At 63.8% G+C, this 26,611-nt stretch carries 26 protein-coding genes; 13 read left to right on the top strand and 13 right to left on the bottom strand.

The features are described from left to right. Positions 1–135 precede the first annotated feature (135 nt). Complete coding sequence (locus LCF60_RS00195; protein WP_292288987.1) at positions 136–1,521, top strand: cytochrome ubiquinol oxidase subunit I; 1,386 nt, start codon at positions 136–138, stop codon at positions 1,519–1,521. Positions 1,522–1,525: 4 nt separating this feature from the next. Further along, entirely contained in the window at positions 1,526–2,536 is a 1,011-nt protein-coding gene (locus tag LCF60_RS00190) for a cytochrome d ubiquinol oxidase subunit II (protein ID WP_292288986.1), read from the top strand. On the opposite strand, the gene LCF60_RS00185 is transcribed toward LCF60_RS00190, so the two are convergent. The 3 genes from LCF60_RS00185 to LCF60_RS00175 form a co-directional block, all read right to left on the bottom strand. Next, positions 2,533–3,273, bottom strand: a complete 741-nt coding sequence (locus LCF60_RS00185; RefSeq protein WP_292288985.1) for a metallophosphoesterase family protein — start codon at positions 3,271–3,273, stop codon at positions 2,533–2,535. The two genes, LCF60_RS00190 and LCF60_RS00185, sit on opposite strands and share 4 nt — an antisense overlap. Positions 3,274–3,365: 92 nt before the next feature. Then, positions 3,366–4,961, bottom strand: a complete 1,596-nt coding sequence (gene serA / locus LCF60_RS00180) for a phosphoglycerate dehydrogenase (protein ID WP_292288984.1) — start codon at positions 4,959–4,961, stop codon at positions 3,366–3,368. 94 nt (positions 4,962–5,055) lie between these two features. Continuing rightward, positions 5,056–6,237 carry a phosphoserine transaminase gene (locus LCF60_RS00175; RefSeq protein ID WP_292288983.1) on the bottom strand — a complete coding sequence of 394 codons (1,182 nt, stop codon included), beginning with the start codon at positions 6,235–6,237 and terminating at the stop codon, positions 5,056–5,058. A 297-nt stretch (positions 6,238–6,534) separates the two neighbouring features. On the opposite strand from LCF60_RS00175, the gene serB reads away from it, so the two are divergent. After that, the gene (gene serB / locus LCF60_RS00170; protein WP_292288982.1) at positions 6,535–7,425 is read left to right on the top strand and encodes a phosphoserine phosphatase SerB; all 891 of its coding nucleotides are present in this window, start codon (positions 6,535–6,537) and stop codon (positions 7,423–7,425) included. Here the strand turns inward: serB and LCF60_RS00165 are convergent. Next, positions 7,397–8,395 carry an asparaginase gene (locus LCF60_RS00165; protein WP_292288981.1) on the bottom strand — a complete coding sequence of 333 codons (999 nt, stop codon included), beginning with the start codon at positions 8,393–8,395 and terminating at the stop codon, positions 7,397–7,399. The genes serB and LCF60_RS00165 overlap by 29 nt on opposite strands. 174 nt (positions 8,396–8,569) lie before the next feature. Between LCF60_RS00165 and LCF60_RS00160 the strand changes: the two genes are divergently transcribed. The 7 genes from LCF60_RS00160 to cueR all read left to right on the top strand — a co-directional run bounded on the left by LCF60_RS00160 (position 8,570) and on the right by cueR (position 15,521). After that, complete coding sequence (locus tag LCF60_RS00160; protein WP_292288980.1) at positions 8,570–9,103, top strand: invasion associated locus B family protein; 534 nt, start codon at positions 8,570–8,572, stop codon at positions 9,101–9,103. A gap of 134 nt (positions 9,104–9,237) precedes the next feature. Further along, the gene (locus tag LCF60_RS00155; protein WP_292288979.1) at positions 9,238–9,555 is read left to right on the top strand and encodes a metalloregulator ArsR/SmtB family transcription factor; all 318 of its coding nucleotides are present in this window, start codon (positions 9,238–9,240) and stop codon (positions 9,553–9,555) included. Between the two features lie 16 nt (positions 9,556–9,571). After that, the gene (locus tag LCF60_RS00150; protein ID WP_292288978.1) at positions 9,572–10,615 is read left to right on the top strand and encodes a permease; all 1,044 of its coding nucleotides are present in this window, start codon (positions 9,572–9,574) and stop codon (positions 10,613–10,615) included. 124 nt (positions 10,616–10,739) lie between these two features. Then, on the top strand, positions 10,740–11,927 hold the full coding sequence (gene rlmN, locus LCF60_RS00145) for a 23S rRNA (adenine(2503)-C(2))-methyltransferase RlmN (protein WP_292288977.1): 1,188 nt from the start codon (positions 10,740–10,742) through the stop codon (positions 11,925–11,927). Between the two features lie 186 nt (positions 11,928–12,113). Next, positions 12,114–12,566 (top strand): hypothetical protein, encoded by a 453-nt coding sequence (locus LCF60_RS00140; protein WP_292288976.1) that lies wholly within the window; start codon positions 12,114–12,116, stop codon positions 12,564–12,566. 100 nt (positions 12,567–12,666) lie between these two features. Continuing rightward, complete coding sequence (locus LCF60_RS00135; RefSeq protein WP_292288975.1) at positions 12,667–15,132, top strand: heavy metal translocating P-type ATPase; 2,466 nt, start codon at positions 12,667–12,669, stop codon at positions 15,130–15,132. Next, complete coding sequence (gene cueR / locus LCF60_RS00130) at positions 15,129–15,521, top strand: Cu(I)-responsive transcriptional regulator (protein ID WP_292288974.1); 393 nt, start codon at positions 15,129–15,131, stop codon at positions 15,519–15,521. Before LCF60_RS00135 ends, cueR begins: the two co-directional genes overlap by 4 nt. Positions 15,522–15,642: 121 nt before the next feature. On the opposite strand, the gene LCF60_RS00125 is transcribed toward cueR, so the two are convergent. Further along, on the bottom strand, positions 15,643–16,575 hold the full coding sequence (locus LCF60_RS00125) for an aldose epimerase family protein (protein ID WP_292288973.1): 933 nt from the start codon (positions 16,573–16,575) through the stop codon (positions 15,643–15,645). A gap of 96 nt (positions 16,576–16,671) precedes the next feature. Between LCF60_RS00125 and LCF60_RS00120 the strand changes: the two genes are divergently transcribed. Both LCF60_RS00120 and LCF60_RS00115 read left to right on the top strand, forming a co-directional pair. Beyond that, positions 16,672–17,895: an MFS transporter gene (locus tag LCF60_RS00120; protein ID WP_292288972.1), complete on the top strand. Its 1,224-nt coding sequence runs from the start codon at positions 16,672–16,674 to the stop codon at positions 17,893–17,895. Positions 17,896–17,943: 48 nt separating this feature from the next. Beyond that, on the top strand, positions 17,944–19,116 hold the full coding sequence (locus tag LCF60_RS00115) for an MFS transporter (protein WP_363318371.1): 1,173 nt from the start codon (positions 17,944–17,946) through the stop codon (positions 19,114–19,116). 24 nt (positions 19,117–19,140) lie between these two features. Here the strand turns inward: LCF60_RS00115 and LCF60_RS00110 are convergent, their stop codons facing one another. From LCF60_RS00110 to pncA, 5 genes are all read right to left on the bottom strand, one after another. Beyond that, a complete protein-coding gene (locus tag LCF60_RS00110; protein ID WP_292288971.1) occupies positions 19,141–20,562 on the bottom strand; it encodes a saccharopine dehydrogenase NADP-binding domain-containing protein in 1,422 nt (473 codons plus the stop codon). Positions 20,563–20,677: 115 nt separating this feature from the next. Then, positions 20,678–21,970, bottom strand: a complete 1,293-nt coding sequence (gene pncB / locus LCF60_RS00105) for a nicotinate phosphoribosyltransferase (RefSeq protein WP_292288970.1) — start codon at positions 21,968–21,970, stop codon at positions 20,678–20,680. A gap of 60 nt (positions 21,971–22,030) precedes the next feature. Further along, entirely contained in the window at positions 22,031–22,486 is a 456-nt protein-coding gene (locus LCF60_RS00100; protein ID WP_292288969.1) for a TerB family tellurite resistance protein, read from the bottom strand. A gap of 118 nt (positions 22,487–22,604) precedes the next feature. Continuing rightward, entirely contained in the window at positions 22,605–23,321 is a 717-nt protein-coding gene (locus tag LCF60_RS00095) for a YkgJ family cysteine cluster protein (RefSeq protein WP_292288968.1), read from the bottom strand. Beyond that, positions 23,318–23,911, bottom strand: a complete 594-nt coding sequence (gene pncA, locus LCF60_RS00090; protein ID WP_292288967.1) for a bifunctional nicotinamidase/pyrazinamidase — start codon at positions 23,909–23,911, stop codon at positions 23,318–23,320. Before pncA ends, LCF60_RS00095 begins: the two co-directional genes overlap by 4 nt. A gap of 113 nt (positions 23,912–24,024) precedes the next feature. Between pncA and LCF60_RS00085 the strand changes: the two genes are divergently transcribed. Beyond that, positions 24,025–24,945: a rhodanese-related sulfurtransferase gene (locus tag LCF60_RS00085; RefSeq protein ID WP_292288966.1), complete on the top strand. Its 921-nt coding sequence runs from the start codon at positions 24,025–24,027 to the stop codon at positions 24,943–24,945. Between the two features lie 104 nt (positions 24,946–25,049). Here LCF60_RS00085 and LCF60_RS00080 read toward each other — a convergent pair whose 3' ends face one another. Genes LCF60_RS00080 through LCF60_RS00070 form a run of 3 tightly spaced genes read right to left on the bottom strand, consistent with a single transcriptional unit; the run spans position 25,050 to position 26,538 of the window. Then, positions 25,050–25,382 carry a hypothetical protein gene (locus LCF60_RS00080; protein WP_292288965.1) on the bottom strand — a complete coding sequence of 111 codons (333 nt, stop codon included), beginning with the start codon at positions 25,380–25,382 and terminating at the stop codon, positions 25,050–25,052. A gap of 35 nt (positions 25,383–25,417) precedes the next feature. Then, complete coding sequence (locus LCF60_RS00075) at positions 25,418–26,128, bottom strand: DUF599 domain-containing protein (protein WP_292288964.1); 711 nt, start codon at positions 26,126–26,128, stop codon at positions 25,418–25,420. Next, complete coding sequence (locus tag LCF60_RS00070; protein WP_292288963.1) at positions 26,128–26,538, bottom strand: CopD family protein; 411 nt, start codon at positions 26,536–26,538, stop codon at positions 26,128–26,130. The genes LCF60_RS00075 and LCF60_RS00070 overlap by 1 nt, the downstream gene beginning before the upstream one ends. Between the last annotated feature and the right edge of the window lie 73 nt (positions 26,539–26,611).

Genomic DNA, 26,611 nt, shown 5'->3' with positions numbered 1-26,611 from the left:
TCCGGAAATCGAGTCTTGAAAACAGAGGGTTCCCTCTTGCGGGTGCGCAATGCTGTCGCAGCACAGGGGAAACCTGGCCGCGCGGCCTATCTGATTTCCTGACAGAAATGGTTGCCTTTCGGGGAATGATTCAACATGGACACGCTGATCCTCTCTCGCATTCAATTCGGTGCGAATATTTCGTTTCACATCCTTTTTCCGACCATCACGATTGCCCTGGGATGGGTGCTGCTCTTCTTCAAGCTCCGCTTCAGCCAGACAGGGGGGCAGCGATGGCTCGAAGCGTATCGGTTCTGGGTCAAGGTCTTTGCCCTCAGCTTTGCGATGGGTGTGGTGTCGGGCATCACCATGTCGTTCCAGTTCGGCACCAACTGGCCGGGCTTCATGGAAAGCGTCGGCAACATCGCGGGGCCCCTTCTGGCCTACGAGGTGATGACCGCGTTCTTCCTCGAAGCGGTGTTCCTCGGGATCATGCTTTTCGGGATGTCGAGGGTGCCAAGCTGGTTGCACACGCTGTCGACCTTCCTTGTGGCGTTCGGCACCACGATGTCGGCCTTCTGGATCCTGGTGCTGAACAGCTGGATGCACACGCCTGCCGGGTTCGAGATGCGCGACGGCGTGGCCTTTGCCACCGATTGGTGGGCGATCATCTTCAATCCGTCCATGCCCTACCGGCTTGTGCACATGCTGCTGGCATCCGGTCTGACCGTGGCCTTCCTGCTGGCGGGTCTGAGCGCCTTCCGCTGGCTGATCGGAGACCGGTCGAACGGGGTGCGCGCGACCTTGAAAACCGGCATGACCATCGGTGCGGTGCTGATCCCGCTGCAAATCCTGGCCGGCGATTTCCACGGGCTCAACACGCTTGAGCATCAGCCGCAAAAGGTGGCCGCGATGGAGGGCAACTGGGACACCGGCCCGAACGTGCCGCTGGTCCTGTTCGCTATCCCGAATGAGGAAACCCGTTCCAACGATTTCGAGATCGCCATCGCGAACGGCGCATCCCTGATCCTCAAGCACTCGGCCGACGGGGTTGTGCCGGGACTGAATGACTTTGTCACCGAAGACGGCACGGTGCAGCATCCGCCCGTCGCCCCGGTGTTCTTCAGCTTCCGCATCATGGTGGCGACCGGCATGGCGATGCTGCTGCTCAGCTGGACTGCCGTGTTCTTCATGGCGCGCAAGCGACGCGGGGTCGAGGGCCTGCCCAAGCCGCTCTTGTGGGCGATGGTGCCGATGGCGTTCTCGGGCTGGGTCGCCACGCTCGCGGGCTGGTACACCACCGAGATCGGTCGTCAGCCGTGGCTGGTGCAGGGCGTGCTGACGACCGAAGCGGCGGTCGCAGATGTGCCCGCGCCGATGGTCGCCTCGACGCTCATTGTCTACCTCGCCATCTACGCGGTGCTGCTGACGGCCTATGTCAGCGTGCTCTTCTACCTCGCCCGCAAGGCCGCCAAGGGCGAACCGATCGGCCCGCGCATTCCCGTGGCCCCGGCGGCCCAAGTTCCTGTCGCAGCGGAGTGACGTCATGACCCTGTTCGGAGACCCGGCCGTCTGGCTGCCCCTCGCCTTTGCAGCGCTGCTGGGCGCGTCCATCCTGATTTACGTGGTGCTGGACGGGTTCGATCTGGGTGTCGGCGTCCTGTTCCCCTTTGCCGAAAAGGACGAAAAGGATCGCATGATCGCCTCCATCGGGCCGTTCTGGGATGCCAACGAGACATGGCTGGTGCTGGCCATCGGCATCCTGCTGGTGGCCTTTCCCACCGCGCATGGCACCATCCTGACCGCGCTCTACCTGCCGGTTGCCGTGATGCTGGTCGGCCTGATCCTGCGTGGTGTCTCGTTCGAGTTTCGCGTCAAGGCACCCGCGCATCACAAGACATCCTGGGACCGGGCGTTCTATGTCGGGTCGATGATGACCTCGCTCAGCCAGGGTTACATGCTGGGCATGTATATCATGGGTCTTGAAGTCACTGCGTTTACACTCGCCTTTTCCGCGGTCACCGCGGTGTTCCTGACTGTCGCCTATTCCTTTATCGGAGCCACATGGCTGATCCTGAAGACCGAAGGCGCGTTGCAGCGCAAGGCGGTCGCCTGGTCGAAAGGCGGCATCTGGGGCGTCGTGCTGGGTCTTGGCGCAATCTCTGTTGCCTCCCCGCTGGTCAGCCCGCGCATCTTCGACAAATGGTTCTCGATGCCGGAGTTTTTCCTGCTCTTGCCCTTGCCGCTGATGTCGGGTGCCTTGATCGTGCTTCTGTGGCTGGCGCTGCGCCGCTTGCCAACCCGCGATGACAGCTGGGCATGGTTCCCCTTTGCAGCCACCATCGTTCTCTTCGTGCTGGGCTTTTTCGGGATGGCATATTCGTTCTATCCGTTCATCGTACCGGACCGGATCACCATCTACGAGGCCGCAAGCGCACCGGAAAGCCTGTTCATCATCCTGATCGGAACGCTGTTCGTGCTGCCGATGATCCTGGGCTACACCGCGCTGGCCTACACCATCTTCCGGGGCAAGGCGACGACGCTGAGCTACGACTAGGGCTGACCCTGTCGCTCCAGACGCTGTCGCCCCTGTGGCGTCAGGGCAAAAACGCCCTCGTCGTCGATCACCACAGGCACAAGCGTGCGCCCGTAGGCCGCGCCGGTGTCGATGGCGAGTCGGTTGCCATGGAGTTCGGGATACTCCACCGGGGTGTGACCATGGATCACCAGCGCGCCGTGATCCGTGTCGTCCTCGAGAAATTCCTGCCGGATCCAGAGCAGGTCGTTCTCGACCTGATCGTCAAGCGGCACACCGGGCCGAACCCCGGCATGCACGAAACACAGCGACCCGATCTGGTACTTCAAATGCAGCGATTGCAGGAAGGCCTGGTGTTCGGCAGGCACCGCGTCATGGACCTGCGCGGCAAGATCATACTGGCGAATACGCTCGGGCACCGTCACGCCATAGGATTCGACAGTGCTTTTTCCGCCAAGCGCATCGTGCAGCCAGTGATACCCCACCAGCAGATGTGGGTCGTGTTGCGGTTCCGGCTTGGCCAGGAACCGCTCGAACAGGCGGTCGTGGTTGCCCTTCAGACAGGTCCAGTTGCGCCCCTCGGCAAGGCCGGTGACAAGCCGGTCGATCACACCGCGACTGTCCTCGCCGCGATCGACGTAATCGCCCACGAAGACGATGCGCGCATCCGGACCGCCGTCCTGTTCGACAAGCCCGAGCGCGTCGTCCAGTTTCGCGGAATGACCGTGAATGTCGCCGATGGCATAGACCGGAGTCATGGCAAGCCCTCTGGAAGTGCATCCCGTTGCAGGATGGCCCAAATGAAAAGGGCGGCGCTGGGCCGCCCTTGATAACCTAGTTTAACAAATCGTCAGGCAACATCAAACTGCAGCGGTTTGACCTGGCCGAACATGCCGGTGCTTTCCAGTTTCTGCACCACGTTCGCAGGAACCGGTTCATCCACGTAAAGCAGGGCAATCGCCTCGCCCTTCACCGTAGAGCGGCCAAGCGTGAAGTTCGCGATGTTGACGCCGTTTTCCCCCATGGTCATGCCCAATGTGCCGATGATGCCCGGCACGTCCTCGTTGGTGGTATAGACCATGTGCGCGCCGATCTCGGCGTCGATATTGATGCCCTTGATCTGGATGAAACGCGGCTTGCCGTCGCTGAACACAGTCCCTGCGATCGACCGCTCGCGCTTGTCGGTCACGACGGTCACCTTGATGTAGCCCTCGAACGCCCCCGACTTCGCCTGGTTGGTGGTCGAGATCTTGACCCCGCGGTCCTTGGCGATGAGTGGCGCGCTGACCATGTTCACATCCGGGTTGACCCGCTTCATGATCCCGGCGATCGCCGAACAGTTCAGCGCCTCGAGGTTCATCTCGGAGACCGAGCCGTCATAAAGGATGTTGATCGCCTTGATCGGTTCATCCGTCATCTGGCCGATAAAGCTGCCCAGATGGTCGGCCAGCTTGATCCACGGGCCCATGATCTTGGCCTCTTCGGCCGTCACCGACGGCATGTTGAGCGCGTTTTCGACAGCGCCCGTCAGCAGGTAATTGGCCATCTGCTCCGCCACCTGGAGCGCCACGTTTTCCTGCGCTTCGGTTGTGGCCGCGCCAAGATGCGGCGTGCAGACCACGTTGGGCAGGTTGAACAGCGGGTTGTCGGTCGCGGGTTCTTCGGCGAACACGTCAAAGGCCGCCCCGGCGACATGGCCGGATTTCAGCATCTCGGCCAAAGCCGCCTCGTCCACCAGACCGCCGCGGGCGCAGTTGATGATCCGCACGCCCTTCTTCGTCTTGGCGAGGTTTTCGGCCGACAGGATATTGCGCGTCTGGTCCGTAAGGGGCACGTGCAGCGTGATGAAATCCGCGCGCTTGAGCAGGTCGTCAAGCTCGACCTTCTCGACCTGCATCTTCGACGCTTTCTCTTCACTGAGGAAGGGGTCGTAGGCCACCACTTTCATCTTGAGACCGCGTGCCCGGTCACAGACGATGCCGCCGATATTGCCGGCACCGATCACGCCCAGGGTCTTTCCGGTCAGTTCGACCCCCATGAACCTGGACTTTTCCCACTTGCCTGCATGCGTCGACGCCGACGCCTCGGGGATTTGCCGCGCGACGGCGAACATCATCGCGATGGCATGCTCGGCCGTGGTGATCATGTTGCCGAAGGGCGTGTTCATGACGATCACGCCTTTCTTGGAGGCCGCGTCCTTGTCGATATTGTCGGTGCCGATCCCGGCGCGGCCGATCACCTTGAGGCTGGTCGCGTTTTCGAGGATCGTCGGCGTCACCTTGGTGGCCGAGCGGATCGCAAGGCCGTCATACTGGCCGATCACTTCGGCCAGCTTGTCCTTGTCCTTGCCCAGATCGGGCTGGAAATCCACGTCGATGCCGCGATCCTTGAAAATCTGGACGGCCGCATCGGAAAGTTTGTCGGAGATGAGTACACGGGGGGCCATATATGTGGTCCTTTGATGGGTCGGTGCGTGCAAGCACACACCCTACATTTTGAAACGGAGAGGGCGCGCGGTTCCACGCACCCGAAAAGCTGGATCAGGCCGCTTGGGCCAGCGCCTCGATCTCGGCATGAAACGCCCAGTCGAGCCACGGCAGCATCGCCTCGATATCCGAGGTTTCGACCGTGCCGCCGCACCAGATCCGCAACCCGGCGGGCGCGTCCCGATAGGCACCGATATCCAGGGCGACACCTTCGGACTCGAGCCGTTTGGCCACCGCCTTGGCGAAGACCGCGCCATCGCTGATCCGGTCGTCGGTGAACTTGAGGCAGACCGAGGTGTTCGACCTCGTTGCAGGGTCGTCGGCAAGGTTGGCAATCCAGTCATTGCCCTCGCAGAACGCGAAGATCGCCTGCGCATTGGCATCGGCCCGGGCCATCAGGCCCTTCAGCCCGCCAACCGAGCGCGCCCAGTCCAGCGCCTGGAGATAGTCCTCGACCGCGAGCATCGACGGCGTGTTGATCGTCTCGCCGACAAAGATGCCCTCGATCAGCTTGCCGCCCTTGGTCAGGCGGAAAACCTTCGGCAGCGGCCATGCCGGCGTGTAGGTCTCAAGTCGTTCGACCGCGCGGGGCGACAGGATTAGCATCCCGTGCGCCGCTTCACCGCCCAGGACCTTCTGCCAGCTGAACGTGGTCACATCAAGCTTGTCCCAGGGCAGGTCCTGCGCGAACGCCGCCGACGTGGCGTCGCAGATCGTCAGCCCGTCGCGGTCCGCCGGGATCGCGTCGCCGTTCGGCATCCGCACACCGGACGTGGTGCCGTTCCACGTGAAGACGACATCGGTGTCGTAATCGACGGATGCCATGTCGACGATCTGCCCGTATTCCGCGGTCTTGACCTCGGCGTCGATCTTGAGCTGCTTGACCACATCCGTGACCCAGCCCGCGCCAAAGGATTCCCACGCCACCATGGTGGCCTTGCGCGCGCCCAGCATCGACCACATCGCCATTTCCACCGCACCGGTGTCGGAGGCCGGCACGATGCCGATCCTGTAATCCGCAGGCACGCCCAACAGGTCACGCGTCTCTTCGATCGCGGCCTTGAGCTTGGCCTTGCCGACAGCCGCACGGTGCGACCGGCCCAGCGGCGCGTCGGAAAGGTTGTCCAGTTTGAAACCGGGGGGTTTGGCACAGGGGCCGGAGGAGAACCGCGGATTGGCAGGCCGCGTGGTGGGTTTGCGCACGTTGCCGTGCGACGCCGGTTTTGAAATAGCCATTTATGCTACCCTTCCAGATAAGCGCCCCTCGTTGGGGAGGGGTGTCCCAACGCCGCGTTTATGCGGGTCTCCCGCACCACGCAAGTCGGAAAATGCGGCCAAGGTGACGCATTTGCGGAACCGGCAGCGGCGGATGATGCGGATCGGAAACTTTGGCGGCGTCGTGCCCTCTGACAGGTGCGGGAGCCTCCGGCGGGCATATTTGGAAAGAGAAGAAGATGGGGTTGCGCTCTTGAGCGATCTGGCGTTTTCGCGATGCCATGGGTACATCGGCGCGACGGATCAAAGGAGCATGCCATGTACACCGCCACTCTCATCGCGCCTTCCGGCGCGCTCGATCCGGCGCTGGCCGAGGCGCTTCGCAACGCCTGGGGCGGCGGGGACCTTGTCTGGTTGTCGCCGGACGAGGCGGCGGAGTTCGAGATGAGCTGTGTTCCGGACACCGCAGAGGCCAGCTGGGGCGCGTTGCAGGACCAGGGGGTCGACCTGGTGATTCAGCGCACCGAGGGGCGGCGCAGGAAGATGCTGCTGGCCGACATGGACAGCACCATGATCCGGCAGGAATGCATCGACGAACTGGCCGAGGTTGCAGGTGTCGGGGACCAGGTGCGCGACATCACCGCCCGCGCGATGAACGGTGAGCTGGATTTCGAAGCGGCGCTGCTGGAGCGGGTCGGATTGCTGAAAGGTCTGCCGGACAGCGTGATCGCCGAGGTGCTGGACAGCCGTATCACCCCGATGCCGGGCGGGGCGGTGCTGCTGGCGACGATGAAGGCGCAGGGCGCCTATACCGCGCTGGTCTCCGGCGGCTTTACCGCCTTCACCGTCCGGGTGGCCGAGACCCTCGGTTTCGACGAGAACCGCGCCAATACTTTGATCGTGCAAGAGGCCCTGTTGACCGGCGATGTCGCGCGTCCGATCCTCGGGCGCGATGCCAAGGTCGCCGCACTTCGGGAGATCACGGCGCGGCTGGGCCTGTCACCCGACGAGGTTCTGGCGGTCGGGGACGGCGCCAACGATCTGGGCATGCTCGAACTGGCCGGGGCCGGCGTCGCCCTGCACGCCAAGCCCAGCGTTCAGGCACAGGCGAAGCTGCGGATCAATCACTGCGACCTGACGGCGCTGCTGTTCCTGCAAGGCTACAGCCGCGACAGCTTTGTCACACCAGAAGCCCCGGCGCGGGCCTGATCTCGCCCGTGGCCAGCCCGTCCCAGTTGCGGATCGTGGGGCGCAGGAAGGCTGTCACCTCCGGGTTCGCCGCGTCCAGCACGTCGAGCCGCACCAGAAGCGCCGTGATCGCGCATTCGGCGGCCCGCGTCGCCCCGTCGGCCGCCTTGAGCGCAATGCCAAGACCCCGCATCGGCAGGATGGCGATGAAATAGCCTTCGGCACCGGTCTTGAGCGCCACCGGTTCCTTTGCCGCGCGCATCAGTCGGGTGCAGGCGCGCCCCTCTCCGGCGACAAGCTCGGGATGGCGATGCATCGCCTCGACCAGACGCGCGGCCGCTGTGCTCAGGCTGTCGGACCGTTGCCCCGCCGTGGCGAACCAGCCCATCGCGCGGGCCATCCCGTGCATGGTCGAGGCGAAATTCGGCGCCGAGCAGCCATCTATGCCGAAGCCCGGGCTGGGCTGGTCCGTGACCGTCTCGAACGCATCAAGGCAGGCAAGCTGGACAGGGTGCTCGGGATCCACATAGTCGGGCCCCGCGCCCAGGTGCTGCGCCAGCGTCAGGAACCCGGCATGTTTGCCCGAGCAATTGTTGTGCACACGGCAGGGCGCGTCGTGCGCGCGGATCATCTCGAGCTTGAGATCGGTATCGCGGGACACCTGCGGTCCGCAGCGCAGCGCGGCATCGTCCAGACCAAGATCGGACAGCCAGGCATTGACCCGCGCCACATGAACCGGCGCGCCCTGGTGAGACGCACAGGCCAGGGCAAGCTGTTCCGTGCTCAGACCACGCGCATCGGCCGCGCCCGAGGTCAGCAACGGCAAGGCCTGGATCATCTTAGACGAACTGCGCGGCAGCACCACCGCGTCCGGGTCGCCCCAGGCCGACAGAATCTGCCCGGCGCCATCGCAGATCACGGCATGGCCAAGGTGATGGCTTTCGTGAAACGGGCCTCTCCAGACCTCGGCGAGTGATGCGGGCTGTGCCATTTCTGTGCTCCCTCCTGCTTGGGCGAAATTCTGCCAATTGGGCTTTGAAGCACCCGATAAATCAGGCTATTCTGACGAGGTCGAGAGCAAAGTTGCAGTGACACAAGGACGGGCTGAATCCATACTGCGGCGGATGTAAGAATTGAGGCTAGGGACAGTCTGGAGGCTGGACGCATGAAATCATGGATTGGCGGAGTGGCCATCAGCGCAATGGCGTTGGTCACCGCTGGCGCAAGTATTGCGCAGGAAACAAGCACCAACCGCGTGAACGCCATCACGGACTGGAGCGTGTTCGAGGGTCAGGATCCGCGCGAATGCTGGGCGGTGACGACCTACAAGGAAAGCGTGAACACGCGTGGCGGGCGCGTTGTCGCCGTGACCCGGGGCGAAATCCTGTTGATGGTGTTCTACCGTCCGGGGGCCGAGGTTCAGGGCCAGGTCGCCTTTACAGGTGGGTATCCGTTTGCGCCCGGATCGACGGTCAACGTGAACATCAGCGGGACCGAGTTCGAACTGTTCACCGAAGGTGAATGGGCCTGGCCCGCCACACCGCAGGACGATTCCAAGATCGTCACCGCGATGAAGCGCGGGGCCGATGCCGTTCTGACGGCGCAATCGGCACGTGGCACGACGACGAAGGACACGTTTTCGCTTCTTGGCTTCACCGCCGCCGTGGAGGACGCAGAGCAGCGTTGCGCCAACGGGTAAACGCCCGCCGGCACACGGGATTTTCCCGATCCGAGCAGACAGCACGTGGAAGGCCGGACGCCGATGTCCGGCCTTTTTTCGTGCGCGCGCAAAAAGCAGTTGCAATATAACTGCATTTCTAGTTATATGGTTTCATGAATCAGACACAGCATCACGCCCGCGCCCTTGCCGCCCTTGGTCATGAAGCCCGCTTGCAGATCTTCCGGCTGCTGGTCCGCGCCGGGCACAACGGACTCACGGTTGGCCAGATCGCCGATCACAGCGGCCTGCCCGCATCGACCCAGGCACATCACCTCAAGACGCTGGTCGAGGCCGGGTTGGTGACGCAAACCAGACAGGGGCGGGAAGTGATCAATGCGGCAGATTTCGACAGGATGAACCGCGTCATCGGATTTCTGTCGGATGAATGCTGCGCAGGTCTCGGCACCGACTCCTCGGACTCAGCCGCTTAACAAAAGGACGCCAGCCATGGCCGATCTCTCTTCCAATGCGCCGCCAAGCCAGTTCTGGACCGCGGTGAAGAAACAAAAGATCTGGATCCTCTCCGGTCTTCTGGTTCTCGTGCTGGCGCTCGTGTCGCCGACACAGGCCACGGACAGCCTGGGCTTCACCCTCCAGTCGCTGATGAAAACCGGGCCGTACCTGCTCTTGTCCATCGGCATCGCCGCCTGGGCGGTGGCAACCGGCGCGGACAACCTGATCGCGCGGGCCTTCACCGGCTCGCCGGCCCTGATGATCTTTCTGGCCGCGCTTGCCGGGGGCCTGTCGCCGTTCTGCTCTTGCGGCGTGATTCCCCTCATCGCGGCGTTGCTCACGATGGGGGTGCCTTTGTCCGCCGTCATGGCCTTCTGGTTGGCCTCCCCGGTGATGGATCCGTCGATGTTCCTGCTCACCTCGGGTGTCCTGGGGTTTGACTTCGCAATCGCCAAGACCCTTGCCGCCATTGGCCTGGGCGTTGCGGGCGGTTTCATCGTCCTTGCCTTGGCGGGCAGCCACGTCCTGCACGACGCGCTCCGCGACGGCGTTGGGAATGGCGGCTGCGGCGCGTCAAGAATCCGCAACCCGAAACCGGTGGTCTGGCGTTTCTGGCAACAGTCCGACCGGGTCGAGAAATTCGGCAAGGAGGCGGTCAAGACGACACTCTTCCTCGCTCAATGGCTCACTTTGGCCTTTTTGCTGGAAAGCCTGATGCTGGCCTATATCCCTGCCGAAACCATCACCTCGGTGCTGGGCGGGTCCGGCATCGGCCCCATTGCCATCGCGACACTTGTCGGCGTGCCGGCCTATCTCAACGGCTATGCGGCCCTACCGCTGATCAGCGGACTGATGGAACAGGGCATGGCGTCCGGTGCGGGCCTTGCGTTTCTTGTCGCCGGAGGCGTGACGTCGCTGCCTGCCGCCATCGCGGTCTGGGCCTTGGTGAAACCGCGGGTCTTTACGCTCTATATCGCGATTTCGCTGGGCGGGGCGTTCCTGATCGGCCTGATGTACCAGGGCTGGACGATGCTCTGATAGAGACGAGGCGAGCTTGTGATGCGGTTCAAGGCGCTTTCCGGCACCTTGGACCGCCATTCTCTTTTGCAAATCGTAAAGAATCCTATATGTGCCTTATCTCTTTCCGAGAAAGGCTGACCCAATGACCGGCGCTGCACCGATCACGCAAGACGTTCTGACCATCCCGCGCAAGGCGCCCGAAGGGGGCAAGACGAATATCGTCGGCCTGACTCGCCCGGCCTTGCGCGACGCTCTGATCGCGATGGGCACGCCGGAAAAGCAATCCAAGATGCGGGTCAACCAGATCTGGCAGTGGATCTACCAATGGGGTGTGCGCGATTTTCACGCCATGACCAACCTTGCCAAGGGCTACCGCGCCCAACTTGACGCGCATTTCGAGATTGCCCTGCCAGAGATCGTGTCCAAGCAGGTCTCGGCCGATGGCACGCGCAAGTATCTTGTGCGGATCGCCGGCGGTCACGAGGTCGAGGTGGTCTACATCCCCGAAACCGACCGCGGCACGCTGTGCATCTCGTCCCAGGTCGGCTGCACGCTCACCTGTTCGTTTTGTCACACCGGCACGCAGAAACTGGTCCGCAACCTGACCGCTGGCGAGATCATCGGCCAGGTCATGCTGGCCCGCGATGATCTGGGTGAATGGCCCGAACCGGGCGTCGGCACCGGTGAAAACGGTCCGCGCCTGCTGTCCAACATCGTCCTGATGGGCATGGGCGAACCGCTTTACAATTTCGACAATGTCCGCGACGCCATGAAGATCGCGATGGACGGCGAAGGCATCGCCCTGTCGCGCCGCCGCATCACGCTGTCCACCTCGGGTGTCGTTCCCGAGATCGCCAAGACCGCCGAGGAAATCGGCTGTCTGCTGGCCGTGTCCTTCCACGCGACGACCGACGAGGTGCGCGACCGGCTGGTGCCGATCAACAAGCGCTGGAACATCGAAACGCTGCTGAATGCGCTGCGCGAATATCCGAAGAACTCGAATTCGGAACGCATCACCTTTGAATACGTGATGCTGAAGGACGTGAACGACAGCGACGCCGACGCCCGCCGACTGGTCAAGCTGATCTCCGGCATCCCGGCCAAGATCAACCTGATCCCGTTCAACGAATGGCCCGGCGCGCCTTACGAACGATCGGACTGGTCCCGCATCGAATCCTTTGCCGACATCCTTTACAAGGCCGGCTATGCCAGCCCCATCCGCACACCGCGCGGTGAAGACATTATGGCCGCCTGCGGCCAGTTGAAGTCGGCGACCGAACGCGAACGCAAGAGCCGCGCCCAGATCGCGGCAGAGAGCGGGACGGGTTAGTCCAGGCCGGATTGAACTCGTCCTTTCCGACAATCTTTGCACCAAACGTCACTAACCGGCGAGGTCGCGCCCTCGGCCGAATTTTTCCGTTTATCGGACGGCGACATTCGGCGTCTCTCTATTTCCTGATTGTTTCTGTCGGATTAATCCGCTAGCCTTTTCCCAGCTATTGCGAAAAGGCCTGACATGCATCACGCGCGTATCCTTCTGTCCGACACCGATCTGCGCGGCCCGGAAAAGCGCGTGGTCGCAATCCTTCGGGCTTGGCAACATGGCCCCGACGCGCAGGCGGATATCTGGGACGACCTGTGCCGTTCCATGGGGGATCCTCGTGCGCGGGCCTGCCTGCAAGCCTTCGAACAGATGCAGAGCCTTCTCGACAGACATGGCTGGCAGGCGCTGACCATTCTTTCGCCCGAAACCAAAGGCATCTCGTCCGACGAAGCCTCTGTCGCGCGCTTTGTCATGTCCGCAACAGAGCAGGACCGCGACACGGCTCTGGCGGAAGCCGGGTTCCTGGTCTCCCCTGCCGCCTTGCTGCCATTGCTCTGTGCCGCGTCGCGCTTCGGCCTTCCCTTGCTGTGCGAAGACTGCCGGGAACGCGTGCGCGCAGCTGTCCGACAGGCCCCGTCACAATGAAACACGCCGCCAGGGCTCATTGGCAGAAATTCGTGACAAGGCTCTTGACCTTCCAGTGACTGGAAACCTTATCTGATCCTCAGACCAAAGGATCAGACCCATGACCACGCTTCGATTTGCTGTCGACAACCTGAGCTGTGCCGGATGCGCCGGTCGGGCCGAACGCGCCTTGCAGGCCACCCCCGGCGTGACCGAAGCCTCGGTGAACATCGCCAACCGCATGGCACAGGTGACCGGCGATGCGTCACCGGAAACACTGCGCGGCGCGCTCGAATCCGCTGGCTACCCGGCGCAAGAGGCAACCCATCGCCTGAGCATTTCCGGCATGAGTTGTGCCTCCTGCACCGGCCGCGTCGAACGCGCGCTTCAGGACGTCCCCGGCGTGCTTTCGGCCAATGTGAACCTCGCCGCGCAAACAGCGAATGTCCGCGTCCTCGATGGCGCGGTCACGCCCGATCTGCTGGCCAAGACCGTGACCGAGGCAGGCTATCCCGCCAAGCCTGTGACCGGCGAAGCCCCGACAGAGGCGCCCTCCGACATCGAGCCGCTGAAACGCGACACGCTGATCGCGGGCGCGCTGACCCTGCCGGTGTTCCTGACCGAAATGGGCGGCCACCTTTTCCCGCCGCTCCATCATGCCATCGTGGGCAGCATTGGCATGCAGAGCTTCTGGGTGCTGCAATTCCTGTTGATCACGCTGGTGCTCGCCTGGCCGGGCCGCCGGTTCTTCCGCATCGGCCTGCCGCTTCTGGCGAGGGGCAGCCCGGACATGAACAGCCTCGTCGCCCTGGGCACCCTGGCCGCGTGGGGCTATTCCACCCTCGCGACCTTCGCGCCCGCCCTGCTGCCCGAGGGCACCCGCGCCGTCTATTTCGAAGCCGCAGGCGTGATCGTGACCCTGATCCTGGCCGGTCGCTGGATGGAGGCCCGGGCCAAGGGCCGCACCGGCGCCGCGATCCGCCATCTTGTCGGATTGCGCCCCGACACCGTGCGCGTGCTGCGCGACGGGGCCTTCACCGAAATTCCGCTGTCCGAAGTCGAAACCGACGATCTGATCGAAGCCCGCCCCGGCGCGCGCATCGCCGTCGATGGCGTGGTGACCGAGGGCAATTCCTTCGTGGACGAATCCATGATCACCGGTGAACCGGTGCCCGTGTCCAAGTCCGAGGGCGATCCGGTCACCGGCGGCACGATCAACGGCCAACGCCCCATCATCTACCGCGCAACCGCTGTCGGGTCGGACACCGTGCTCGCCCGGATCATCGACATGGTGCAGACCGCCCAGGGCGCGAAACTGCCGATTCAGGCACTGGCCGACAAGGTCGTGCGCATCTTCGTGCCGGTCGTCCTGGCCATCGCCGTGCTCACGGTCCTGACCTGGCTCACATTCGGTCCGTCGCCTGCGCTGGGATATGCCCTGGTGGCCGGGGTCGCGGTGCTCATCATCGCCTGTCCCTGCGCCATGGGCCTTGCCACGCCGACCTCGATCATGGTCGGCACCGGCCGCGCCGCCGAACTCGGCGTGCTCTTCCGCAAGGGTGACGCCCTGCAACGGCTCGATGCGGCCAGGGTCATCGCCTTCGACAAGACAGGCACCCTGACCGAAGGCCGTCCGACCCTGGTCGACCAGGCCACAACACCGGGGTTCGACGCAGAACACATGCTGGCGCTCGCGGCGGCGACCGAGCAAAGCTCGGATCATCCCATCGCCCGCGCGATCATCAACGCCGCACCCACGAACCTGCCTGCGATCACCGAGAGCGAAACCGTGCCCGGCTATGGCCTCAAGGCCCGCGTCAACGGCCAGGCGCTGCTGGTCGGGTCCGAGCGCCTGCTGATCGAGCAGGGCGTGGACACGTCACCGGTCGGCAGCGCCATCACCCGCTTTGCCGACAAGGGCCACACCCTGGTCTGTCTTGCCATCGACGGGCAGGCGGCCGCTGTCTTCGCCGTGGCCGACCAGATCAAGCCCGGCGCGAAGCCCGCCATCGACGCGCTGCACGCCGCCGGGCTGAAGGTCGCGATGATCTCGGGCGACAGTCCCGCTGCCGCCCGGACCATCGCGCAGCAACTGGGCATCGACCATGTCACCGCGGGGGTCCTGCCCGATGGCAAGGTCGACGCGATCAAGGCGCTCCGCGACCAATTCGGCCCCGTCGCCTTTGTCGGGGACGGCATCAACGACGCGCCTGCTCTGGCCGAAGCCGAGATCGGGCTCGCCATCGGCACGGGCACGGATGTCGCGATCGAGGCCGCCGATATCGTGCTGTCTTCGGGCCGGGTGTCGGGCGTCGTCAACGCGGTCGAGATCTCGCGCCGCACGATGCGCAACATCCGTCAGAACCTGTTCTGGGCCTTCGCCTACAACGCCGCCCTGATCCCGGTTGCGGCGGGCGTACTTTACCCGGCCTTCGGCATCCTGCTGTCGCCGATGCTGGGGGCCGGCGCGATGGCGCTCAGCTCGGTCTTTGTGCTGAGCAACGCCCTGCGCCTGCGCCGGATCGCGCCCGCACAGCAGGACAACCCCGCCCCGGCCGCCAAACAGATATCGGAGGTTCCGGCATGAACATCGGAGACGTCGCCCAGCGCGCGGGCCTGCCCGCCAAGACCATCCGCTACTACGAAGAGATCGGCCTGATCACCCCCATGCGCGACACCAACGGCTATCGCCGTTTTCGCGACAGCGACCTGCACAAGCTGGCCTTCCTCGGGCGCGCCCGCGCCCTTGGTTTCACCATCGAGGATTGCCGCACGCTGCTTGCGCTTTACGATGACAAGACCCGCGCCAGTGCCGACGTGAAACACTTGGCCAAGGCGCATCTGGACAAGATCGAGGACAAGATCACCCAACTGCAATCGATGCGCGATACGCTGTCAGAGCTTGTCCAAAGCTGCGCCGGAGACAACCGCCCCGATTGTCCGATCCTCAGCGATCTGGCGACCGGAAAGCACTGACCCGCGCCCTTCTTCTCTTTCCAAATATGCAAACGCCTCCGCCGACCCCGGCGCCGGTGCCGGGTGGAAAGAGCCGAGTTCAACCCGGCCATGCGCCACATCACCATCCGATGCGGCGCCGTTATCCGATCTCGATCGACGTCACCTGCCGATAGGGCGCATCCGGCGCACAGAGGATCGATCCGAAGGCAGGCACGTTCACCGCGTTGGGAAAGTCCTGTGCCTCCAGGCAAAGCCCGCCCCAGGGCTGGTGTGCGGCCCCCGGCCCTTCGGGCAGAACGGGCTTCAGCATGCTCGAGGTATAGACCTGCAGACCGGGCCGGTCGGTCCAGAGCCGCAACCGCGTCCCGTCCGGTGCGATGACCTCGGCTGCAGGCGCGTCGCCGCCGTTCAGAACGACATTGCCGTCCCATCCTTCGCCATCCCCGAGCGTGACCGGGGTGCGAAAGTCAAAGGCTGTCCCGTCGACCGGCTCGACCCGACCGAGAGGCACGCGGTCGGGCCCGTTCGGGGTGTACCGATCGGCATCCACGCGCAGCGTATGGTCCGCCACCGTTCCTTTGCCCATGAGGTTGAAATACAGATGTTGCGCCAGGTTGATGGGCGTCACCCGATCCGGCACGGCGTCCATCTCCCAGGTCAGCGTTCCGTTCTCAAGCCGCATCACGACCCGGAACGACACCTGGCCGGGATAGCCCTGATCGCCATCCTCGGACAGCAGTTGCAGTTCGACCGCACAATCCCCGTCAGGCGACATCTGCCAGTTGCGCCGCGACAACCCGCCGGGACCGCCATGCAGGTGATGCCGCCCGCCATTTGCAGGCAACTCATAGGTGACCCCGTTCAGTTCGAACCGCGCGTCGGCAATGCGATTCGCCACGCGTCCGCAGATCGCGCCCATGGAGGCCGGGTTTTCGCGGTAATGTTCGGGATCGCGATAGCCCAGCACGACCGGCCGGTCCCGCACGCGCCAATCCATCACGGCGCAGCCGATGGACAGCACGGTGACTTCGGTCTCTGCGTCCCTCAGCACATGGCTGGCGATCTGTTGCATGGGTCACCTCCGGCAGCGACAAGACCGAACCTGCCCCGCGTCGTCAACCACGCAGTTTCCGCTGGCCCCGCGCGGTCTTCTGCCTAAAGTGGCGGCATGACCACGCCCTCCATCCTCGACAGCCGCTATTCCTGGACCCGCCTGCTGATCACCCTGCTGATCGCGGTGATGGGCAATGTCGGCATGTGGGCGATCATCGTGGTGATGCCCGAGGTGCAGGAGGAGTTCGGCGCAGGCCGGGCGGACGTGTCACTGGCCTATACGCTCACCATGATCGGCTTTGCGCTGGGCAATTTCTATGTCGGGCGCGCCGTCGACCGGTTCGGGATCACCACAGCCCTCGTGACCTGCGCGCTCACCCTGACGGCCGCCTATACGCTCGCCGCGCTCAGCCCGTCGCTGCTTGTCCTGACCGCGATGCAGTTCATCATCGGCTTTGCCACAGCCTGCAGCTTTGGTCCGCTGATCGCCGACATCTCGCAATGGTTCATGAAACGCCGCGGCATTGCCGTGGCCATCGCCGCCTCGGGCAATTACCTGTCCGGCGCGATCTGGCCGCTGCTGCTTGGCAACCTGGCGGATGGTGCCAGCTGGCGCTGGAGCTATACGGCGCTAGCCATCCTGACGCTGCTCATCATGCCGCCGCTGGCCCTGATGCTGCGCACCCGCGTGCCCGCCGAAGCCATCGCCGCCGCCGACACCCAATCGGCCAGCCGGACCCGCGCCACCGGATTCACCCCGCGCCAGCTGCAATGGATGCTGGGGCTTGCCGGGATCGGCTGCTGCGTGGCGATGTCGATGCCGCAGGTCCATATCGTGGCGCTGTGCGTCGATTACGGCTTTGGCGCGGCCGTCGGCGCCGAGATGCTGTCGCTGATGCTCATGGGGGGCGTGGTGTCACGCCTGATCTCGGGCACCTTGGCCGACCGGATCGGCGGTGTGCCGACCCTGCTCATCGGATCGACCCTTCAGGCCATCGCGCTCTTTCTCTACCTGCCCGCAGGCGGGCTGGTGTCGCTTTACCTTGTCAGCCTGGTGTTCGGCCTCAGCCAGGGCGGCATCGTGCCCAGCTATGCCGTGATCGTGCGCGAATACATGCCCAGCCGCGAGGCCGGCGCCCGCGTCGGGTTCGTCATGATGATGACGATCATGGGCATGGCGCTGGGCGGCTGGTTGTCTGGCTGGATCTACGATGTGACCGGCAGCTACCAATGGGCCTTCGTCAACGGCATCGTCTGGAACGGCGCCAATATTGCCATCATGATCGTGATCCTGATGCGCGGCCGCCGCAGCACGCCGCAAGGCACCGCCCCCGCCTGACCTAGCGCGGAACCGGACCAGCCGCCGCGACATTGCTTCGGCAAGGAGATCGCGATCACTTATTTTCAAAGCCTGTCACTCGCCGGGTTCGCGGCGACCGCCATCAGCTACGGGCCCGCGCGGATGGGCTTTGGCCTCTTCGTGCCCGAGTTCAAGTCGGCCTTTTCGCTGTCGAGCACCGCGGTGGGCCTGATTTCGGGCCTGGGCTTCTTCGGCTTCTTCCTCGGGCTGATCCTGGCCGAAGCGCTGCTCATCCGCGCGGGTCCGAGACTGCCGGTTCTGTCGGGCCTGGCCGCCGCGCTGGCCGGTCTGGCCTGCGTCGCGCTGGCGCAGTCACCGGCAAGCCTCGCCCTCGGCGTGTTCCTGGCCGCGTCAAGCGCCGGGTTCGCCTGGACCCCCTTCAACGATCCGGTGCATCGCAAGATCCGCGACCAGGACCGCCCCAGCGCATTGGCGCGGATCAGCACCGGCACCAGCCTCGGCATCGCGCTTGCGGGGCTGGTGGGGATCGGCACGGTCTGGCTCGACCTGCACTGGCGCGCGGGATGGGCGGTTTTCGCCGGGGCCGCAGCCGCCGCCCTCGTCATAAACGCCTTTGGCCTGCGCGACATAGACATGGCGCCGCGCGTCGATCATGGGCTTGACTGGCGTGACCTTCTGCGCGCCAGGGCGCATCCGCTTTTTGCCATGGCGCTGGTCTTCGGCATTGTCTCGGGCATCTACATCGCCTTCGCCGCCGACCATTTCTGGAACCGGGGTGGGCTGGACGGTGTGCCCACGGCCATCACACCCGGTCTTGTCTTCGTGTTCTTCGGGCTTTTCGGCCTGTCCGGTCTTCTGACGGGCAACGTGAAGGACAGGTTGGGCCTGCCCTGGCTCTTGCGCGGGCTGATGCTTTGCGGCGCGGTCTCCTTGATTCTGGTCGCGGCGGCCGCCGGCACGTGGATCGGGCTGATCGCCTCGGCGGGGCTTCAGGGGATATTCGTGATGATGACAAGCGCCGTGCTTGCGCTCTGGTCGGAACGCCTTTTTCCCGATGCCCCGGCCCTCAGCTTCACCACGACCCTGCTGGCCGTCGCCACGGGCAACATGCTGGGCCCTGTAACCGCCGGATGGGTTTCCGACACGTTCAGCCCGGAAGTCATGCTGATAGGCGCGGCGATCCTGCCCGCGCTGGCTGCTGGCCTCTTGCGCAAGCGCCACGCGGTCGAACGGCCCTGACGCGCAACGGAATTACCCCGAAGGTCAGGTCGCCAGCACGTTCCGAAAGAGCCAGGGATCGCTTTCGTCGATATCTTCGGGAAAGTGCTCCCACCTGTCCTGAAGCGGCGTCCAGTCGGTATAATGCGCCTCGACCGGCCCCAGATAGGGGCGCTGCACCTCAAGGCACCGGGCATGATCCATCTCGTCGGTCTCGACGATCCCGGCCTGCGGGTTCTCGAGCGCCCAGACCATCCCGGCCAGCACCGCAGACGTGACCTGCAACCCGGTGGCGTTCTGGTACGGTGCCAGATCGCGGGTCTCTGCGTTCGACAGGCGCGAGCCATACCACAAGGCGTTCTTCGCATGACCGTACAAAAGCACACCGAGCTCGTCATTCCCCTCGACGATCTCGTCCTCGGTCAGGATGTGATGCACCGTCTGCTGCTTGCCCGACCCGAACATCTCGTGCAGCGACAGCACCGCGTCGTCGCACGGGTGGTAGGCATAGTGGCAAGTGGGCCGATACTCCGGCGCACCGGCGTCACCAACGGTGTAGTAATCGGAAATCGAGATCGCCTCGTTATGCGTCACCAGGAACCCGAACTGCGGCCCCGGCGTCGGGCACCAGGTGTGCACACGCGTGATCGCGCCCGGCCGTTCAAGCCAGATCCCCGCCTGACAGCCGGTGTCATGGGAATGTCCGTTCTCCGGGAACCATGTCTCGTGTGTGCCCCAGCCCAGCTCTGCCGGCTGAAATCCCTCGGCGATGAAGCCCTCGACCGACCAGGTGTTCACGAACACGTCGCGCGGCCGGGGCTGGCGGCGGGCCTGCGTGTCGCGCTCGGCGATGTGGACGCCCTTGACGCCCAGCGACTGCATCAACCCGGCCCACCCGGCGCGATCCTTCGGCGTGTCGGCCGCGTGTCCGGTATCCTTGGCCAGCGTCAGCAGTGCTTCTTTCACGAACCACGACACCATGCCCGGATTGGCGCCACAGCAACTGACCGCCGTGGTCCCGCCGGGATTGGCCGCCTTTTCGTCCCGCACCTTCTGGCGCAGCGCGTAATTCGTGCGCTGGGCATTCTCTGTCGTGTCGAAATAGAAGCCCGCCCAGGGCTCGACCACGGTGTCGATGTAAAGCACCCCCATCTCGCGGCAGTACTTCATCAGGTCAAGCGACGAGGTGTCCACCGACAGGTTCACGCAGAATCCTTTGCGCTCGGCAAACAACTCTCCAAGGACCTCGCGATAATTCTCCGGCGTCAGGGCCACCTGAAGATGGTTCAGCTTGTGCTGCCGCAGGAAATTCGCTTGCGCCGCATCCGGTTCGATCACGGTGAACCTGTCCGCATCATATTCGAAATGCCGCTCGATCAATGGCCACGTGCCCTTGCCGATGGATCCGAACCCGATCATCACGATTGGCCCGTCGATGCGCCCGTAGACTGGATGGTTCTGCGTCATGACGACTCCTTGTCAGGTGTGGTGCAAGCTGCGCCGTTAACCCAAGACCTAACCCGCGCAAAGGGGCAAATCCAAGGGGGTCATGGGCCAATGCCCGCAGCCGCCCCTGGCAGGCTCAGACCAAGACCTCGAGCCGCGTCTGGTCGCCAACCCCGAAGACCCGCTTGTAACGCGCAATCTGATCCTGTGGTCCCATCGCCTTGTTCGGGTTGTCCGACAGCTTGACCGTCGGGCGGCCATTCGCCTCGATCGCCTTGCAGACAAGGCTGAACGGCGCGAGCCTGTCATCCACGGTCAGCCCGCGGAAATCGTTGGTCAGCAACGTGCCCCAGCCGAACGACACCCGCACGCGGCCGGCAAACTGCGCCTGAAGCTCGAGGATCTTGTCCACGTCCAGACCGTCCGAGAAGATCACCAGTTTCTGTGTCGGGTCCTCGCCCCGTTCCTTCCACCAGCGGATCGCGGTTTCGGCTCCGGTCGCGGGATCACCGGAATCGATCCGGATGCCTGTCCACCGCGCCAGCCAGTCGGGCGCGTCCCGCAGGAACCCTTCTGTGCCGTAGGTGTCGGGCAGGATCATGCGCAGATTGCCCTCGTGTTCCTCGTGCCAGTCGGCCAACACGTCATAAGGCGCTCGCTTCAGCGTCGCATCATCCTCGGCCAGCGCCGCATAGACCATCGGGAGTTCATGCGCATTGGTGCCGATCGCCTCGAGATCGCGGTTCTTGGCGATCAGGCAGTTCGACGTGCCCACGAAACTGTTTCCCAGCCCTTCGAACATCGCCTGCACACACCAATCCTGCCACAGGAAGGAATGTCGCCTCCGCGTGCCGAAATCCGCGATGCGCAGTTCCGGCACCTCGCGCAGTTTTTCGATCTTTTCCCAGAGCTTGGTCATCGCGCGGGCATAGAGCACCTGCAATTCGAACCGCCCCATGTCGTTCAGCACCGCACGGCCGCGCAATTCCATCAGCACCGCCAGAGCCGGGATCTCCCACAGCATCACCTCGGGCCACGCCCCTTCGAAGGTCAGTTCGTACTGATCGCCGACGCGCTCAAGGTGATAGGGCGGCAGGCGCAACTGCTCGAACCACTCCATGAAATCCGGGCGGAACATCTGCCGCTTGCCGTAAAACGTGTTGCCGCGCAGCCAGGTACTTTCATTCCGGCGCAGTGACAGTGACCGGATATGGTCCAGCTGTTCGCGCAGTTCGCCCTCGTCGATCAGCTTGGCCAGGGGCACATGGCTGGATCGGTTGATCAGGCTGAAGGTCACCTGCGTGTCGCGCCGGTTGCGGAACACCGACTGGCACATCAGCAGCTTGTAGAAATCCGTATCGATGAGCGACCGCACGATCGGGTCGATCTTCCATTTGTGATTCCAGACGCGGGTGGCGATATCAACCATGGCGGTCTCCGATGGCGCGTGCGCGTCGCTTAGACCAATCCGGCCCCGACTTGTCCAGTGTCAGTGATTCTTGTCCCAGTTCGCGACTTCTTCGTCGCGGATGCGTTCGCAGGTCGCTTCGTCCACACCCAGAAGCCCGGCGATTTCACCCAACAGCATGTCTTCCTTGGCGTGGCGGTTGCCATCGGCATAGACCACGTCCCAAAGCGCCGCGACCGCCGCCTCGCGCTTCTGCTCGCTGATATTCTCGGTCAGGATCGCCGCAAGATCTTCGGTGCGCGGCAATTCGTGTTCGAGCTTTTCGCACTGCGCCCGCATCTTGGCCGCCTCAAGCGGCTTGAGCCCGTACATTCTGGCAAGCACCCGGTCGATTTCCTCGACTTCCTGAAACAGGTATGCCTTGTCCGCCATCGCGGTCCGCACCATGAGCGCGCCCAGAGCGAATTTCGCATCCGCGGGCGGCAGCTGCGTCTGCGGCGTTGTGGTGTCAAACAACGCAAGGATCCGTTCGAACATGGCCCACCCTCAGTGTCGGTACTGGTGCCCAGTCTATCGTTTCGCACGCGGCAGCAAAGGGGGAATCCGAGGCTCCGTGCGTGCAAGGTCGCGCCTGTGCGAAATCGGGAACGCCCGCTCAGCTGGCCCGCGACATGTCGCGCTTGCTGCGCTTGAGTTCCGCGTCCAGCTCTCCGGGCTTGTGACGGGCAGAGGCAAGCGTCCGGTCAAGGCTCTGCCCCTCGACCGCGCCCGCCGCCACGGCGGCAAGCGAATAGGTCGACACGCGCTTGGCCCCTTTCAACGCCGCCCGCGAAAGCCCGATGGCCGCAAGATAGGTGTGGTACGGGGCCAAGGTCCCCGGCCCTTCGGCCGCTTCGCCCTTGGCGACACGTTCGCAGGCCGCGACATCTCCCGACACATAGCTTCGGCAGATCATCGGTCGCGCCGCGTAGGCGCGGCAACGCCGGGTCTCCGGATCCAGGGCCGGACAGGCCTTGGGGTGCCAGCCGCGTCCATCCGGCTGACCGGACAGAGGGGACAGCGCGGTGTGCAATTCCACCGCTTCGGCTTGGGTGATCGTACCGCCATCCTCGCCGTTGAGGATACAACAGAAGGCACAGCCTTCGGCACATGCCAACCCTTGGGTCGACAGGGCCGACAGGCCCACGCGGCCAATCCCCTGCGCGGCTGACCCGTCCGACACCTGCGTGGCGATCTCGGATGGGGAATGGCCCTTTTCCGCCATGGCCGAGGCAAACGCCAGAAGACCCCGGCGCGCCCGGTCTGCCACATCCGGAACAGACGCGACCCGCGCCTTTCCAAGGCGCAGGCCCAGGGACTCGGATTTGCTCATGCCAGCGTCACGCCGGCCTGCGCCATGTCCTGTTTCGCGGTCGCAAGCGACCCGCTCAGGTCGATCGCGCGGCACAGGTCCATGCGGACGGTGACATCGAACCCCAGCCTGGCCGCGTCGATGGCGGAAAAGGCGACACAGAAATCCGCGGCAAGGCCCACCATCGTCAGCGTGCTGATCCCCCGCGAGCGCAGGTAGCCTTCAAGCCCGGTGGGTGTCCTGTGATCATTCTCGAAGAACGCGGAATAGCTGTCGATGGCGTGGCGAAACCCCTTGCGGATCACCATCTCGGCGCGGTCGGTGGTCAGGTCCTTGTGAAAGGCCGCACCTTCGGACCCGATGACGCAATGGTCCGGCCAAAGCACCTGCGGTCCGTACGGCATATCGATCAGACCGTACGGGTCCTGCCCGGCATGCTGCGAAGCAAAACTCGAATGACCCGCCGGGTGCCAATCCTGCGTCAGCACCACCGCTTCGGCCTCGGCCATCAGCGCGTTGATCCCCGGCACGATCACGTCGCCTTCGGGCACGGCCAATGCGCCTCCGGGGCAGAAATCGTTTTGCACGTCGATGACGATCAGCGCGGACATGGGGCAGGCCTCCTGTTGGGTATGTCTTGGGTAAGAACCCTGCCACCAGGGGTCAAGGGTTGCGGCATTGCGGAGGCTTGCAAGCGGCCCCGACCGGGCGTAATTCCGCGCCCATGTTTACGGTTTGCGCACTTTATCACTTCACCCGCTTCGACGATCCTGCGGTCCTGCGGGACCCGTTGCTTGGCGTTTGCCGCGACAACGCGATCACCGGCACGCTGCTTTTGGCCCGTGAAGGCGTCAACGGCACGGTGGCTGGCCCCGAGGCGGGCATTAACCACCTGTTAACCCATCTGCGCGCCCTGCCCGGCTGCGCCGATCTCGAATGGAAGATCTCCACCGCGAAAGAGCGTCCCTTTCCGCGCATGAAGGTGCGGCTGAAGAAAGAGATCGTCACCATGGGTGTGCCCGATGTCGATCCGCGCGCCAGGGTGGGGCATTATGTGCAGCCTGCTGACTGGAACGCATTGATCCAAAGCCCGGATGTTGCGGTGATCGACACCCGCAACGATTACGAGGTCGCCATCGGCACCTTCGCAGGGGCGATCGACCCCAGGACCGACAGCTTCCGCGAGTTTCCCGAATGGTGGGAGCAGAACAAGGACCGCTTTCACAACAAGCGCATCGCGATGTTCTGCACGGGGGGTATTCGCTGCGAAAAATCCACAAACTACCTGATCAGCCAGGGTGTGGACGAGGTGTACCATCTCAAGGGTGGCATCCTGAAATACCTCGAAGAGGTGCCGCAGGACCAGAGCACCTGGCAGGGAGACTGCTTTGTGTTCGACGGTCGCGTATCCGTCGGGCATGGTCTTCGGGAAGGCCCGCATCTCTTGTGCCATGCCTGCCGACGCCCGATCCTGCCGGACGACAAGAACAAGCCTGAATATGAACCCGGCGTGTCCTGTCACCTGTGCATCGACGAGACGACGGACGAAGACAAGGCGCGGTTCCGCGAACGGCAGAGACAGATCCGTCTGGCCGACGCCCGGGGTGAACGGCACCTGCATGCGGATGTGGTTGACGAAACGTGAATAGGTCCAGACCGGCCCTTTTGTTTCGCGCGCGAAACATTGGGTCAGGACGTGTACCCTTTTTTCGACACCACCGGCACGACGATTTCCTGCTCTGGGGCTCCCTAGCCGCCCAGGGCCACGCGATCTTCCGACCATCCGTCGACCGAACATCTCGCGCGGATATACAATGGCCCGTCAGGCAGGTCACTGACGCCCAAGCTGCGGGTGAAGGGCTGCTCGTTGACATGCGGGTGAAGAAGGTCTCGCGTCCCGATCACCGTTCCGTCCTCGGTTTCCACCCGCCATCCGTCAGCATAATGGTCCCACCCGGAATCCGGATGTCCGATCGTCACCGAAACCTGTGACCCGTCGATATCCACCCCGACGATGTCCGGCGGGTCGGCCAAGGCGGGCGCTGCGAAACAGTACAGGCAGGTCAGGACACGAACAGACATATGCGGTCCATAGCATATCAGACGCGATTACGAAATCATGTCTTTGCGTCGGGCGCCCCGTGCAGCAGGACGTGCCGAGACTGAGACGCGAATTCGCGGCGCAGGATCACCAGCATCGTCACCAGCGTCGCCAGGATCAGCGCCCCGGCCCCAAGCAGCCAGGCTGACGAGGCAATCCCGAAATAGACCGACCGCAAACCCCGATTGTATCCTCGGGCGGCGGTGATGTTGATCTCGCCCGCCTGCAGCGCCATCGGCAACGCCTTGGGATCTTCGGGATCGTTCGGCACCGCCGACATGATCACCGAACAATAGCCGAACAGCCGGTGCGACCAGACAAATTTCAGGAATGCGTTCGCAGCAAACAGCAAGAGCACCAGCAGCTTGACCTCAAGCATGAAGATCGGATCGCTTTCCAGCGTCAGGTCCTGCGCGACACCCCGAAGGCGTTCGGCGTTGCCCAGAAGGGCGAAGCCACCGCCGATGGCGATCATGCTGGCAGAGGCGAAGAACGCGGTCCCCTGCCGCAGGCTCGCGATGATCTGGCTGTCGAAGATGCGCGGGTCGCGCCCGACGAACTGGCGCATCCAGTCGCGGCGAAACCCGGCCATGATCTGCGAGGTGGACGGGTAGGATTTCGGCGCGTTCTCGATGATGAACGTGCTGCTGACCCAACCGACGATCAGCAGACCAAGACCGACCGCATCCAGCACGGTAAAGAGCGACAGGCGGTCGAACCACTCCATCAGAACGGCTTGACGACGACAACCCAGAGGATCGCGATGACGCCGAACACACTGATTTCGTTGAAGATGCGAAGGTAACGGTCGGATTCCGTGAACACGCCGCGTTTCGCACGCAGCACAAGCCGACCCGTCCAAGCGTAATGCAGCGTCAGCAGCACCACGAGAGACAGCTTCACCCAGACCCATGTCGGGAACTGCCAGATCGATCCGAGCCAGATACCGGTTACGAGCGCGATCACGCCCAACCCTGCGGAAAAGCGGTAGAGCCGGATCGTCAGATCGCCCAACGGGCCGAATTCGCCGATCCGGTCATGTTCACGCTTCCAATAGATCAGCGCGCGCGGGACCGCGAAGATCGAGGTCATCCACCCCATGACACACAACAGATGAATGATCTTGATCCAGTCCATGATCGCTAGGTGACCAAGCTTTGGCGCAAAGGCAAGAGGAACAGATGCCGCGCGGGGCGAAAATTTCTCTGGC

The sequence above is a fragment of the Marivita sp. genome (genome assembly GCF_020055635.1).
In the GTDB taxonomy this organism is placed as follows: Bacteria; Pseudomonadota; Alphaproteobacteria; order Rhodobacterales; family Rhodobacteraceae; genus Marivita.
Note: the sequence above shows the minus strand (reverse complement) of the source record. Positions and strands in the feature narration are given on the sequence as shown.